Consider the following 13,967-nt stretch of genomic DNA (forward strand, 5'->3'; position numbering starts at 1 on the left):
TCCTTACTTATTAAAATGAATAACCGTGCGGATAGATTTCCCTTCATGCATCAGGTCAAAGGCTTCGTTGATGTCTTCCAGCGGCAGGGTGTGGGTGATGAAATCGTTCAGGGCAAATTCCCCGTCCAGATAACGTTCCACAATACCTGGCAACTGACTGCGGCCTTTCACACCACCGAACGCAGAACCACGCCAGACGCGGCCGGTGACCAGCTGGAACGGGCGGGTAGAGATTTCTTCGCCCGCACCTGCCACGCCGATGATGACAGATTCACCCCAGCCTTTATGGCAGCATTCCAGTGCGGAACGCATCACGTTCACGTTACCGATACATTCGAAGGAAAAGTCCACACCGCCGTCGGTCATTTCAACAATCACATCCTGAATAGGCTTGTCGAAATCTTTCGGATTGATCAGGTCGGTTGCGCCGAGTTTACGTGCCAGATCGAATTTACTGGTATTCAGATCAATACCAATGATGCGGCCTGCACCGGCCATCACCGCACCGATAATCGCAGAAAGACCAATGCCGCCGAGACCGAAAATGGCCACGGTGTCACCTTTTTTCACTTTAGCCGTGTTGATGACCGCGCCCATACCGGTGGTCACGCCACATCCGAGCAGACACACTTCTTCCAGCGGCGCTTCTTTGTTGATTTTTGCCAGTGAGATTTCAGGTACTACGGTGTATTCAGAGAAGGTTGACGTGCCCATGTAATGGAAAATCGGCTTGCCGTCTTTGAAGAAACGCGTGGTGCCGTCCGGCATCAGACCTTTACCTTGTGTGGTACGGATCGCCTGACACAGGTTGGTTTTACCGGATTTGCAGAATTTACACTCGCCACATTCCGGCGTGTACAGCGGGATGACATGGTCGCCTACGGCGACGCTGGTGACCCCTTCGCCCACGGCTTCGACTACGCCGCCGCCTTCATGGCCAAGGATTGCCGGGAATACGCCTTCCGGATCTTTGCCGGAGAGTGTGTAGGCATCAGTATGACAAACACCAGTGGCAACAATACGCACCAGCACTTCGCCTTTTTGCGGCGGCATTAAATCCACTTCTTCGATGGACAGAGGTTGGTTCGGGCCCCAGGCGACAGCCGCACGTGTTTTGATCATTTGCATTTTTTAGCTCCAGTCAGGTGTTTTTGCTTATTCAGGTTTTTAACTTAATAGGTGGGATGCAGCACCGGATCATGTTCCCCGGCGAGCGGATGCTTCAGTAACGGGATGACCCCGTCATTTTGTTCAATAATCAGTTCCTTCAGCGCCCGGACATTCGGGCTGAACGCATCCCGGCGCCAGATAAGCCAGGTGGCGGTATCGGCGAATTCATCCGGAATGTCGTGAATTTCTACCCGCTCGTGGCCGGGCAGTTGTTCCAGCACAGAACGTGGGATCATGGCAATACCCGCACCGCTGGCGACACACGCCATCATGGAGTGGTAGGACTGAATCTCCAGAGTATTGGCGACCGGAACGTTCATCTGTCTGATCCATCCCTGTAAACGCTGGCGGTAGGAACAGCTGGGACGGAATGCAAAAACGGTGTGGCCGCTGCGACCGTCAGGCACTTCCAGCGGTGATTCACCCGGCGGGGTGATCACCACCATCCTTTCACGAAAAGAAATACAGCCGTTGATATCATCAAAATCGATCGGGCCATCAACCAGTGCTGCGGCGAGACGGCCGGCACGCACGCTGTCGATAATTTCACCGGAAGTCGCCGTCACCAGCGACAGTGCCACCTGTGGAAACTTCTGATGATAAGCCGCCAGCAACGAAGGCAGGCGGGTTGCCGCCGTGCTTTCCATCGAACCCAGCGCGAAATTCCCGGCGGGTTCACCGGCATGCATGATGCTCATGGCCTCATCACTGAGCGCCAGAATGCGCTCGGCATAGTTGAGGAAGTTATGCCCCATGGCGGAAAGACGGATGCGCTGCTTCTCGCGGATAAACAGATCAGTGCCCAGTTCAAGTTCGAGCTGACGCAGACGGGTGGTCAGGTTCGACGGCACACGATGCAGTTGCTCGGCCGCACGCGCCAGCGAACCGGTTTCCGCTACGCAGCAAAACATCCGTAACTGAGTCAGATCCATGGTAGGTTCCTGTGTTCTCTAATCGTAAACAAGTTGGTTTGTATTATTCAGTTTTCGTGATTGTACCCATAAGGCATCATAGCGACAACTTCCAATTAACTTTCTTTTAAGAAATCTGCTGTTTTCCGCGACAGGCTTTGAGTATGTTTATTCATTGTTTCTAATATGTTGCATTGCAGTTTCTTCTGACGGAGCAATTATGGCTTTTCGCATTGCGCTAAGTGGTTTTCTGGCTTTTGTGGTCGCGATGGGTATCGGGCGCTTCGCCTTTACACCGCAGGTTCCTTTAATGATAGCTGAACATCAGTTCAGCCTGACCGGCGCAGGTCTGGTCGCCGCGTTCAATTATCTCGGTTATCTGTGTGGCGCGTTTGATGGCATGCGTGCCAGCAAACATCTTGAGCGTCGTTTGTGGCTGGGGGTATGGGGCGGGGTGATCCTGACCTTACTGTCGGCGGTGATTTCCGGCGAAGTGCTGCACAGTATTGTACGCTTCCTGATCGGCTGGACCAGCGGCTGGGCGATGGTGATGGTATCGGCATGGTGTAACGAACGGCTGGCGCACTATGGTCGTCCGGCGCTTAGCGCGGCAGTCTTTGCCGGGCCGGGCGCGGGGATTTTCCTCAGCGGCATGCTGGCGGTGGGGATCCACAGTTTACAGCTGACCTCAGCGCAGGCCTGGTGCGTTTACGGTGTGCTGGCGCTGATTTTTGTGGCGATCATTACGCCGAATCTGCCGCGAAAAGGGGATTTGCACCGGTCGCATATGGCGTCATCACCGCTGGTGATGACGCCTGCACTCAGACGTCTGGTGTGGAGCTACAGCCTGGCAGGTTTCGGTTACATTCTGCCCGCGACCTTTTTATCGCAGATGGCGAGTGCACGTTTCCCTGACAGCCTGTTCGCCCAGTTTGTCTGGCCGGTGTTTGGCGGTGCGGCGGTTACCGGCATTGTCATCGGTATTCTCACCCGGCATTGTCTGACCACCCATACCCGTCTGGCGCTGACGCTATGGATCCAGGGACTGGGGATTTTGTGTGCGGAAGTGGTGCCGGGTGTCAGCGGACTGGTGCTCGGGGCATTACTGACCGGCGGCGGTTTCCTCAGCGTGGTGCAATTAGCCTTACAATACAGCCGCGAGCTTGCGCCTGACCACAGCCGTTATATGGCCGGGTTGCTGACGACCGGTTATGCCGTCGGCCAGTTATTCGGCCCGGTGCTCTCCGCCATCTCTACCGCGCTGACCCATCGGCTGGAGCCCGCGTTGTACGTTGCGCTGGCCGGTTTCATTATCGCCGGTGCGCTGGTGGTTCGCCACAAACGATAACTTGCCGCTATTTCATCCATCAGGGCTATTTCATCCATCAAGAAAGCAATCACTGGATTCTGAACCGGCTCTCTACTACAGTAAGCCACCTCACTTTGGCGTGATCTGCGTCAAAGTGATTACATCTGCCGGAGAAGAAACAATGCCAACCCTGAGTAAAGAAGCCGTCTTGGTTCACGAGGCCCTGTTAGCCCGTGGTCTGGAAACCCCTCTGCGTGAAGCTTTGCCGATCGACAACGAAACGCGCAAGCAGCGGATCCAGGAGCATATGACCGGTATTATGCAGCTTCTCAATCTGGATCTTTCCGATGACAGTCTGGCGGAGACGCCGCACCGCATCGCCAAGATGTACGTGGATGAAATTTTCTCCGGGCTTGATTATGCCAACTTCCCGAAAATCACCGTCATCGAAAATAAGATGAAAGTGGATGAAATGGTCACGGTGCGCGATATCACGCTGACCAGCACCTGCGAACACCATTTCGTGACCATCGACGGTAAAGCGACCGTGGCGTACATCCCGAAAGAGACCGTAATTGGTCTGTCCAAAATCAACCGCATCGTGCAATTCTTCTCGCAGCGCCCGCAGGTTCAGGAACGCCTGACCCAGCAGATACTGGTTGCACTGCAAACCCTGCTCGGCACCACCAATGTGGCGGTATCGATTGATGCAGTGCATTACTGCGTGAAGGCGCGTGGTGTCCGTGACGCGACCAGCGCGACCACCACGACCTCTCTGGGCGGTCTGTTTAAGTCGAGCCAGAATACGCGACAGGAATTCCTGAGAACGGTCAGACACGCCAGCTAACAGCGGCGTTTTAACCGGTCAGACACTTTATATTGCGGCACCTTACGGGTGCCGTTAGTCTGTCTGAAGCCCGCACAATTTTCAGCTCCTTACCGTTAACAGGAACGTCAGGTATGCGCTCACGTATTGCCACGCTCGACTTTGCCCGTGGTCTCGCCATTTTTGGCATTCTTCTGCTCAATATCAGCGCCTTCGGTTTGCCGAAAGCCGCTTATCTGAATCCGGCATTTGCCGGGACACCTTCTGCTTCTGACACCTGGACCTGGGCTGTGCTTGACGCTGTGGCGCAGGGCAAGTTCCTGATGATGTTCGCCATGCTGTTTGGCGGTGGCCTGTATTTATTACTGCCACGCGGCAAACACTGGATCCAGGCGCGGTTGTCAATTTTATTATTGTGCGGTTTTTTCCATGCCACGTTGTTATGGGACGGCGATATTTTGCTGTCTTACGGGCTGATTGGTCTGGTGTGCTGGCGGATGGTGCGGGAAGGGCGCAGCAGCCAGTCGCTGATATCAACGGGCATTATTTTGTATCTGATCGGTGTGGCTGTGCTGGCAATGCTGGGATTTATTTCCTCACCAAAACCTGGCAGCTTCTGGCTTCCGGGGCCGGCGGAAATTCAGTATGAGCAATACTGGCGACTGAAAGGCGGGTGGGAGGCGATTCAGAACCGGCTCGATTTGCTGTCGTCCAGTTTGCTGGCGATCGGCGCCCAATACGGCTGGGAACTGGCAGGTGCTATGCTGATTGGTTCCGGCCTGATGCGCAGCGGGTGGCTGAAAGGCGAGTTTCGTTCATCCCATTACCGCAAAGTCGCAGCCGTGCTGTTACCGTTTTCATTACTGATTCAGATCCCGGCGATTTATCTGCAATATCGTACCGGCTGGGACTACCGGTGGAGCGGTTTTTTGTTGCAGGTGCCGCGTGAGATTGGCTCGCTGATGCAGGCGGTGAGTTATCTGGCGCTGTGTTACGGCTTCTGGCCGCTGATTTCGCGCTGGCGCGTGACGCACTGGCTTTCGCAGATTGGCCGCATGGCGCTGACCAACTACCTGTTGCAGACTGTCATCTGTACCACATTTTTCAATACCCTTGGTTTCTATCAGCATTTCGACCGGTTGCAACTGATGGCGCTGGTGCCGCTGATCTGGGTATGTAATTTGCTCGTGACAGTGCTGTGGTTGCGTCATTTCCGGCAGGGACCGGTGGAGTGGCTGTGGCGGAAACTCACCATCAAAGCCTCCGGCGTAGAACTGAAAACGGCCTGAACCCGATGACGTTACATCATCCTAAATGATAGATTTGGGATGAAGGTTGCAGATTTGTATGTAAACGTTTTCTTTCCTGTGACGAGATTCACGCAGGCGTTTTCGCAAAATGTTTAGGATAGCGGTCGTGCCACTCCGATGACCACTACACTAAAAAAGGAAACGCCATGCGCACTTCACCTCGCTTCTCTTTGTCTGGTTTTTTTACTTCCTGGGTCAAAAATTTCCGTATTCCTCCGTACCATTCCCTGACTGATCACGGAGCGACGCATGGTCACAATTCGTGATGTCGCCCGGCTGGCGGGGGTTTCTGTCGCCACCGTGTCACGCGTTCTGAACAATCCGACCATTGCCAGCAAAGAGGCGCGCGAGCAGGTGCTACAGGCTGTCGCCACGCTGGGATACCGTCCTAATGCCAATGCGCAGGCACTGGCCACGCAAAGCAGCGATACTATCGGCGTTGTGGTTATGGATGTTTCAGACCCGTTTTTTGGGGCACTGGTGAAAGCCGTTGATACTGTCGCGCAGCAACATCAGAAATATGTCCTGATAGGTAACAGCTATCATATTGCCGAAAAAGAAAGGCACGCCATTGAGGTTTTGATTCGTCAACGCTGTAACGCGCTCATTGTGCATTCTAAGGCACTGGGTGATGACGAGCTTTCGCAGTTTATGGATCAGGTGTCGGGTATGGTGCTGATTAACCGTGTCATTCCGGGCTACGAACACCGCTGTGTCTGGCTTAATAACGTCAGCGGCGCAGAAATGGCAACCCGCCTGTTACTGTCGCAGGGACATCAGCGTATCGGTTACATTGGTTCAAGTCATGGCATTGAAGACGATTTGCAGCGTTATCAGGGCTATTCGCAGGCAATGACGCAGGCACATCATAGCGCTGAAGCGCCACCTGCCGCATGGCGGGCGCAAAGTTCGCCCGATCTGCAGGGCGGGGAAGCCGCCATGGTGGAACTGCTCGGGCGCAATCTGCACCTCAGCGCGGTGTTTACCTACAACGATTCAATGGCAGCCGGGGCGATGGCGGTGTTGAAAGAAAACGGAATTAATATTCCTGATGACTTTTCGCTGATCGGTTTCGATGACATTCCGATTGCCCGTTATACCAGCCCGAAAATGACTACCGTGCGTTATCCCATCGTTTCCATGGCGACGCTTGCCACGGAGCTGGCGTTAAAAGGCGCGGCAGAACAGCTAGCTACGGGGGTTTCGCATTGCTTCATGCCTACGCTGGTCAGACGCCATTCGGTAGCACCGTGGCAAAATGTGGCACCCGTCACCTTTTGATCAAATAACGCGATGTAACCGTTTTCAATCTGTGAGAACTTTCACAGTTTATTAACATCGCCCACATTATGATTCATTCGTTTTCAATATGATTCAATTTGGGTCCGGTTTGCCGGACTTGTTACACAGCGAGTCAGGACGTTATAAGTCAAGGATGGCAGGCACCCACAATCATGATGTGGAGCTGTACTGCTCCCGCAAGGATTTCCGGTGCCACATTCTGTAACACCCTACATAACCGGAGATACAAATGAATAAGAAGGTCTTCACCCTGGCGACTCTGGCTGCAAGCATGATGTTTGGTTTTGCCGCACATGCTGCTGATACTAAAATCGGCGTCACCATCTACAAATATGACGACAACTTCATGTCCGAAGTTCGCAAAGCCATTGAGAAAGATGCGAAAGCGTCTCCAGATGTGCAACTGCTGATGAATGACTCGCAAAACAGCCAGTCCACGCAGAACGACCAGGTTGACGTTATGCTGGCGAAGGGTGTTAAAGCGTTGGCCATTAACCTGGTTGACCCGGCTGCTGCCCCGGTAATCATTGAAAAAGCCCGCGGTGCCGGCATTCCTGTCGTTTTCTATAACAAAGAACCTTCCCGTAAAGATTTAGACAGCTACGACAAAGCCTATTACGTCGGGACTGACTCTAAGGAATCTGGCGTTATTCAGGGTGAGCTGATTGCTAAACACTGGAAAGCTAATCCGGCCTGGGATCTGAACAAAGACGGCGTGATCCAATACGTGCTGATCAAAGGCGAACCTGGCCATCCTGATGCTGAAGCGCGTACCAAATACGTCATCAGCACCCTGAACGGCAAAGAAGGTCTGAAAACTCAACAACTGCAACTTGATACTGCTATGTGGGATACCGCCCAGGCGAAAGACAAGATGGATGCATGGTTGTCCGGCCCGAATGCTAACAAAATCGAAGTGGTTATCGCCAACAACGATGCCATGGCAATGGGCGCTGTAGAAGCGCTGAAATCCCATAACAAAACCAGCATTCCGGTATTTGGCGTGGATGCCCTGTCAGAAGCGCTGGCACTGGTGAAATCTGGTGCAATGGCCGGTACCGTGCTTAACGATGCAAACAACCAGGCGAAAGCCACGTTTGATCTGGCGAGAAACCTGGCTGACGGTAAACCCGCCGCTGAAGGGACTACCTGGAAAATTGAAAACAAAGTTGTACGTATTCCTTACGTTGCCGTGGATAAAGACAATCTGTCTTCCTTTGTGAAATAAGACTACGTCAACAGCAGTAAAGGCAGACAGCAATAATAAACAAAGCTAAGCAGTGGCAAAAATAATTGCGGTTAAGCCGTAAATAAAGACTAAGTATGATTAGACGTTAATGCTTATCTGACAGGACGTCATGTCGCTCTGCGTGCGGTGCGTTTAACGGCTGCACGCAGGGCTGACATCAGGTATTAATACACCCGTTTATTTTTATCTTTAGCCAGGTATAACTATGGCCGATAATACGTTATCTGACACAACACATAAACCGGACGAATTCCTTCTGGAAATGAGTGGCATTAATAAATCATTTCCTGGCGTCAGGGCGTTAGATAATGTGAATTTAAAGGTGCGTCCTCATTCCATTCACGCCCTCATGGGTGAAAATGGCGCCGGTAAATCCACATTATTAAAATGCCTTTTCGGGATATACAGTAAAGACTCCGGTACCATTCTTTTTCAGGGACAGGAAGTTAATTTTAAAAGTTCGAAAGAAGCGCTTGAACAAGGCGTGTCGATGGTCCATCAGGAATTAAACCTGGTGTTACAACGTACGGTCATGGATAACATGTGGCTGGGACGTTATCCGACCAAAGGACTTTTTGTCGATCAGGACAAAATGTACAAAGACACCAAAGCGATTTTTGACGAACTGGACATTGATATCGATCCGCGTGACAAGGTCGGTAAGTTGTCCGTTTCACAGATGCAGATGATCGAAATCGCCAAGGCTTTTTCTTACAATGCAAAAATCGTCATTATGGACGAACCGACATCTTCCCTGACGGAAAAAGAAGTGAACCATCTGTTCACGATTATCCGTAAACTGAAAGATCGTGGCTGCGGCATTGTGTATATCTCTCATAAGATGGAAGAAATTTTCCAGCTGTGTGATGAGATAACCATCCTGCGTGACGGACAGTGGATCATTACCCAGCCGCTGGAAGGTCTCGACATGGATAAAATTATTTCCATGATGGTCGGCCGTTCACTGAGCCAGCGCTTCCCTGACCGCCAGAACGTACCGGGTGAAGTTATCCTCGAAGTGCGAAATCTGACTTCACTGCGCCAGCCTTCAATTCGTGATATTTCCTTTGATTTACACAAAGGGGAAATTCTCGGGATTGCCGGTTTAGTCGGTGCAAAACGTACAGATATCGTCGAAACATTATTTGGTATCCGTGAGAAAGTTGCCGGAACCATTAAATTACACGGCAAAAAAATTAATAATCACAGCGCCAATGAAGCCATTAACCATGGTTTTGCGCTGGTAACAGAAGAACGTCGCTCAACCGGTATTTATGCATATCTGGACATTGGCTTTAACTCGCTGATTTCCAATATTCGTCAATATAAAAATAAAGCCGGTTTACTTGATACTTCCCGGATGAAAAGCGACACCCAATGGGTTATCGATTCCATGCGGGTGAAAACGCCGGGACATAAAACCAGCATTGGTTCATTGTCAGGCGGAAATCAGCAAAAGGTTATTATTGGGCGCTGGTTATTGACCAACCCTGAGATATTAATGCTGGACGAACCGACGCGCGGCATTGATGTTGGCGCTAAGTTTGAAATTTACCAGTTAATCACCGAGTTGGCGAAAAAAGAGAAGGGGATCATTATTATCTCCTCTGAAATGCCGGAGTTGCTGGGTATTACTGACAGAATATTGGTTATGAGTAATGGACAGGTGGCGGGTATTGTTGAAACTAAAAATACCTCGCAGAACGAAATATTACGCCTGGCTTCCTTGCATCTCTAATTTTTAAGGGTTCTTATTATGAAAGCATTAAATAAGAAAAGTGTGCTCACTTATTTAAAAGAGGGCGGGATTTATGTGGTATTGCTGGTCTTACTGGCGATTATTATCATCCAGGATCCAAGCTTCCTCAGTCTCGTCAACTTAAGTAACATCCTTACTCAGTCCTCCGTGCGCGTCATTATTGCACTGGGTGTGGCGGGGCTTATTGTCACGCAGGGTACTGACCTCTCCGCCGGGCGGCAGGTGGGTTTAGCGGCGGTGGTCGCCGCCACCATGTTGCAGGCGATGGATAACGTCAATAAAGTTTTCCCGCATCTGGAAGTAGTGCCTATTCCGCTGGTTATTCTGACTGTATGTATTGTTGGCGCGTTAATTGGTTTGCTGAACGGTATTATTATCGCTTACCTGAACGTAACGCCATTTATTACCACTCTGGGCACGATGATTATCGTCTACGGGATTAACTCCCTGTATTACGATTATGTCGGTTCTTCACCGGTGGCGGGTTTTGACCCGGGCTTCTCCCTGTTCGCACAAGGCTTTATCCATTTAGGTGGCCTGAAGCTTTCCTATATTACGTTCTATGCGCTGATTGCTATCGCCTTTGTCTGGGTGCTGTGGAACAAAACGCGCTTCGGTAAAAACATCTTTGCTATCGGTGGCAATCCGGAAGCAGCAAAAGTCTCCGGCGTTAACGTCCCGTTAAACCTGATCATGATTTATGCATTGTCTGGCGTGTTCTACGCGTTCGGTGGTTTGCTGGAAGCGGGGCGTATCGGCAGTGCCACTAACAACCTCGGATTCATGTACGAACTCGATGCTATCGCGGCCTGTGTGGTCGGCGGCGTGTCCTTCGCAGGGGGGGTGGGTTCTGTGGCAGGGGTGGTGACCGGTGTACTGATATTCACCGTTATCAACTACGGCCTGACCTATATCGGCGTGAATCCGTACTGGCAGTACATCATCAAGGGCAGCATCATCATTTTCGCGGTGGCGCTGGATTCTTTGAAATACGCCAAGAAGAAATAAGCTATCAGGCAGTAAAACAAAAGGCCGCTTATGCGGCCTTTTTTGCTGTCTTAAATTCGGAACTCGATCAACTTCTCCCCTGCGAAGGGGGAGGCGCTAAAGGCCAAACCCTTTCGCAGGGGAGGGAGCAGTCCGGAGATCACTGCTGGAATGGATTTCTGCCTACCGGCTTTGCCGGTTCGGGTTTCGCGGTCGGCTCAACATCTTCCGTTTCATCCTCTGCCGCGTCATTGGCTTCCTGTTCTGCTTTCAGCCGGGCCGCTTCGTCTGCGGCCGCTTTGTCTGCTGCGGCCTTTTCAGCTGCTGCCTTATCGGCCGCGGCTTTGGCAATAGCCGCTTTCTTTTCGGCTTCCAGTTGTTGTTGCAGTTCAAGCAGTTGTTCCGGGGTTACTGCCGGATAGCCCTGAGCATCGTCCGGAATAGTGTGTACCGCAGGAATGGGGATCAGCGGGCCGAGGAAGCGGGGTTCGCGCTTAAGCAGATACAAATCCGTCAGTGCGCCGAGGCGGGCGAAGATCTCGCGGCTGCGTACACTGAGCATATTCTTCGGCGAAGGGACGGCGAAACATTGCGCCTGAATGCCCATATGCAATGCGATGAATAATGCCCGCTCGCAGTGGAAACGCTGCGTAATGATGATGAAATCGTTGGTGTCGAAGACCTTGCGGGTTCTGACGATGGAATCCAGTGTACGGAATCCGGCGTAGTCGAGCACGATATCGCTGGCGGGGATACCCGCAGCGATCAGGTCACGGCGCATGGTGCTTGGCTCATTATAACTTTGCTGTGCGTTATCACCGCTCAGCAGCAGATATTTTACCTTGCCGCTGTTGTACGCGTTAATCGCGCCCTGGATGCGGTACAGATAATACTGATTGATGACTCCGGTCCGGTAATACTTCGCCGTTCCGAGCACCACGCCAACCTGACGGTGTGGCAGGGTCTGGACCTCATCATAAATATAGGGCTGGGTACGTAAACTGATCCACTGATCAAGCCCAATAGCGACAGCCAGCATCAGAATCATGATGCCGAAAACGCCAGCTATAAGTCGCTTAATCATAGGTATCCCTGTTATGACCAGATGGAAATCGGATCCAAGGCTACTTTACCTCTTCGGGCTTCGCAATACGTGGGACTCCGCATCCACAGGCTTCGCAGGTTTTTTCAGCATTTTTCAGTAAATTACTTCTTAATCTGCGCGACGTACTGCAATTTGGACGAAAAAAAAGACCAACGCACCAAGCATTGGTCTGGATCATGGTCTCTGAACTCTTTTGCTACAGCGGGATCAGAAAGACGTACGTTTATAACTCCGGTACTGCGGTGCCCAGAAGTTGTGCTCGATGGCTTTCGACAGCGAATCTTCTGACGTGACCATCGCCACGCCCTGCAATTGGGCGGCTTTACCGACGGCCATCGCGATGCATTTAGATACACCCTGAATATCATCAACGTCCGGCAGCAACGAACCTGTGCCTTCAGTGGCCAGCGGCGAACACTCTGCCAGCGTCCGGCTGGCAGCCATCAGCATACCGTCAGTAACGCGGGTGGCACCCGAGGCAATCACACCCAGCCCGATACCCGGGAAGATAAAGGAGTTGTTACATTGTGCGATAGGGTAAAGCTTGCCTTTGTGACTCACGGGAGCAAACGGGCTGCCGGTGGCGACCAGCGCGGCGCCGTCGGTCCAGTTCAGAATATCAGCCGGTGTGGCTTCAACGCGGGATGTCGGATTACTGAGCGGCAATACCACCGGACGGGCGCAGTGTTTGTGCATCTCACGAATGATTTCTTCGGTGAACAGGCCTGGCTGGCCGGAAACCCCGATCAGTACCGTTGGCTTGGCGTTACGCACCACATCAAGCAGGGAGACACTGTCGCTTTCCATGCCCCAGCTGGCCAGCGCGCTGCTTTTTTGTACCAGTTTACTCTGGAAATCCAGCAGGTTAGGCAGTTTGTCGGTCAGTAAGCCAAAGCGGTCAACCATAAAGACCTTTGCACGGGCTTCTTCTTCGCTCAGACCTTCAGATTTCATCTGCGCAACGATTTGTTCTGCGATACCACAACCGGCAGAGCCAGCGCCGAGGAAGGTGACGGTCTGATCGCTCAGTTTGCCACCGGCGGCTTTACTGGCGGCGATCAGGCTGCCCAAGGCCACGGAAGCTGTGCCCTGAATATCGTCGTTAAAGCAGCACAGCTCATCACGGTAGCGTTCGAGGATCGGCATGGCATTTTTCTGCGCGAAATCTTCAAACTGCAACAGTACGTTCGGCCAGCGGATTTTTACCGCCTGGATGAACTGATCAACGAACGCTTCATATTCTTCGCCGGTAATGCGCGGATGACGCCAGCCCATGTACAGCGGGTCATTCAATAATTGCGGATTGTTAGTGCCGGCGTCCAGTACCACCGGCAAGGTATACGCCGGGCTGATGCCACCACAGGCGGTGTACAGAGAAAGCTTACCGATAGGAATGCCCATGCCGCCGATACCCTGGTCACCCAGGCCGAGAATGCGTTCGCCATCGGTCACCACCACAACTTTAACGTGTTGCTTGGTGGCGTTTTGCAGCATGTCGTCGATGTGGGCGCGGTTCGGATAAGAGATAAACAGGCCACGGGCGCGGCGGTAAATATCGGAAAAGTGCTCACAGGCTTCGCCGACCGTCGGTGTATAAATCACCGGCATCATTTCGCTGAGATGACTGTCCAGCAGACGGTAAAACAACGTCTCATTGGTGTCCTGAATATTTCTCAGATAGATGTGTTTATCAATATCGGTTTTGAAATTCTGAAACTGGCGGTAGGCACGGTCAGCCTGTTCTTCGATGGTCTCTACTGCTTCAGGCAGCAAACCATGAAGGTTAAAGTTACTGCGCTCTTCTTCAGTAAAAGCGCTGCCTTTATTCAGTAACGGAAACTCTAACAGGATCGGGCCAGCGTGAGGAATGTACAGGGGGCGTTTACTTTCGTATTCAAGTTCCATCGTTTTACTCTTCCGGTTGTCAGAATGTTGTTTTTTATATTTCGGAGCGGTGAGGGTAACAGAGAGGAAATAAGTATTACAAATGACAAATGTAATGAAAATGTTATGTAACTAAAGACTCCGGAAACGGAGCC

The 13,967-nt window shown here is 51.9% G+C and carries 11 protein-coding genes; 7 read left to right on the forward strand and 4 right to left on the reverse strand.

Annotation, left to right across the window (positions count from 1 at the left end; translation table 11 throughout):
• Window positions 1-3: 3 nt before the first annotated feature.
• Window positions 4-1,128, reverse strand: a complete 1,125-nt coding sequence (locus tag ETV65_RS08435; RefSeq protein ID WP_129952447.1) for an S-(hydroxymethyl)glutathione dehydrogenase/class III alcohol dehydrogenase — start codon at window positions 1,126-1,128, stop codon at window positions 4-6.
• Window positions 1,129-1,172: 44 nt separating this feature from the next.
• A complete protein-coding gene (locus ETV65_RS08440) occupies window positions 1,173-2,102 on the reverse strand; it encodes a LysR family transcriptional regulator (protein ID WP_129952448.1) in 930 nt (309 codons plus the stop codon).
• Window positions 2,103-2,301: 199 nt separating this feature from the next.
• Here ETV65_RS08440 and ETV65_RS08445 point away from each other — a divergent pair, with 199 nt between their 5' ends.
• The 7 genes from ETV65_RS08445 to mglC all read left to right on the forward strand — a co-directional run bounded on the left by ETV65_RS08445 (window position 2,302) and on the right by mglC (window position 10,844).
• Window positions 2,302-3,429, forward strand: coding sequence for a YbfB/YjiJ family MFS transporter (locus ETV65_RS08445; RefSeq protein ID WP_129952449.1), 1,128 nt, complete (start codon window positions 2,302-2,304; stop codon window positions 3,427-3,429).
• 142 nt (window positions 3,430-3,571) lie between these two features.
• Window positions 3,572-4,237: a GTP cyclohydrolase I FolE gene (gene folE, locus ETV65_RS08450; protein WP_129952450.1), complete on the forward strand. Its 666-nt coding sequence runs from the start codon at window positions 3,572-3,574 to the stop codon at window positions 4,235-4,237.
• Window positions 4,238-4,350: 113 nt separating this feature from the next.
• Window positions 4,351-5,505: a DUF418 domain-containing protein YeiB gene (gene yeiB, locus ETV65_RS08455; protein WP_129952451.1), complete on the forward strand. Its 1,155-nt coding sequence runs from the start codon at window positions 4,351-4,353 to the stop codon at window positions 5,503-5,505.
• Between the two features lie 270 nt (window positions 5,506-5,775).
• Window positions 5,776-6,807 (forward strand): HTH-type transcriptional regulator GalS, encoded by a 1,032-nt coding sequence (galS, locus tag ETV65_RS08460; protein WP_129952452.1) that lies wholly within the window; start codon window positions 5,776-5,778, stop codon window positions 6,805-6,807.
• A gap of 250 nt (window positions 6,808-7,057) precedes the next feature.
• Complete coding sequence (mglB, locus tag ETV65_RS08465) at window positions 7,058-8,056, forward strand: galactose/glucose ABC transporter substrate-binding protein MglB (protein ID WP_129952453.1); 999 nt, start codon at window positions 7,058-7,060, stop codon at window positions 8,054-8,056.
• Window positions 8,057-8,282: 226 nt separating this feature from the next.
• Window positions 8,283-9,815: a galactose/methyl galactoside ABC transporter ATP-binding protein MglA gene (gene mglA / locus ETV65_RS08470; RefSeq protein WP_129952454.1), complete on the forward strand. Its 1,533-nt coding sequence runs from the start codon at window positions 8,283-8,285 to the stop codon at window positions 9,813-9,815.
• Window positions 9,816-9,833: 18 nt separating this feature from the next.
• Window positions 9,834-10,844 carry a galactose/methyl galactoside ABC transporter permease MglC gene (gene mglC, locus ETV65_RS08475; protein ID WP_129952455.1) on the forward strand — a complete coding sequence of 337 codons (1,011 nt, stop codon included), beginning with the start codon at window positions 9,834-9,836 and terminating at the stop codon, window positions 10,842-10,844.
• Between the two features lie 139 nt (window positions 10,845-10,983).
• On the opposite strand, the gene sanA is transcribed toward mglC, so the two are convergent.
• Entirely contained in the window at window positions 10,984-11,907 is a 924-nt protein-coding gene (gene sanA / locus ETV65_RS08480) for an outer membrane permeability protein SanA (protein ID WP_129952456.1), read from the reverse strand.
• A 228-nt stretch (window positions 11,908-12,135) separates the two neighbouring features.
• Window positions 12,136-13,833: an NAD-dependent malic enzyme gene (locus tag ETV65_RS08485; protein WP_129952457.1), complete on the reverse strand. Its 1,698-nt coding sequence runs from the start codon at window positions 13,831-13,833 to the stop codon at window positions 12,136-12,138.
• Window positions 13,834-13,967: the final 134 nt, after the last annotated feature.

Origin of the sequence: Rahnella sp. RFA10(1/100) (assembly GCF_004195115.1) — a bacterium.
Classification (GTDB): Bacteria; Pseudomonadota; Gammaproteobacteria; order Enterobacterales; family Enterobacteriaceae; genus Rahnella; species Rahnella perminowiae.

Excerpts from the sequence above, each read along its gene's own strand:
- ETV65_RS08435 (WP_129952447.1), bottom strand. The coding sequence starts at position 1,128 with ATGCAAATGATCAAAACACGTGCGGCTGTCGCCTGGGGCCCGAACCAA.
- ETV65_RS08440 (WP_129952448.1), bottom strand. The coding sequence starts at position 2,102 with ATGGATCTGACTCAGTTACGGATGTTTTGCTGCGTAGCGGAAACCGGT.
- ETV65_RS08445 (WP_129952449.1), top strand. The coding sequence starts at position 2,302 with ATGGCTTTTCGCATTGCGCTAAGTGGTTTTCTGGCTTTTGTGGTCGCG.
- folE (WP_129952450.1), top strand. The coding sequence starts at position 3,572 with ATGCCAACCCTGAGTAAAGAAGCCGTCTTGGTTCACGAGGCCCTGTTA.
- yeiB (WP_129952451.1), top strand. The coding sequence starts at position 4,351 with ATGCGCTCACGTATTGCCACGCTCGACTTTGCCCGTGGTCTCGCCATT.
- galS (WP_129952452.1), top strand. The coding sequence starts at position 5,776 with ATGGTCACAATTCGTGATGTCGCCCGGCTGGCGGGGGTTTCTGTCGCC.
- mglB (WP_129952453.1), top strand. The coding sequence starts at position 7,058 with ATGAATAAGAAGGTCTTCACCCTGGCGACTCTGGCTGCAAGCATGATG.
- mglA (WP_129952454.1), top strand. The coding sequence starts at position 8,283 with ATGGCCGATAATACGTTATCTGACACAACACATAAACCGGACGAATTC.
- mglC (WP_129952455.1), top strand. The coding sequence starts at position 9,834 with ATGAAAGCATTAAATAAGAAAAGTGTGCTCACTTATTTAAAAGAGGGC.
- sanA (WP_129952456.1), bottom strand. The coding sequence starts at position 11,907 with ATGATTAAGCGACTTATAGCTGGCGTTTTCGGCATCATGATTCTGATG.
- ETV65_RS08485 (WP_129952457.1), bottom strand. The coding sequence starts at position 13,833 with ATGGAACTTGAATACGAAAGTAAACGCCCCCTGTACATTCCTCACGCT.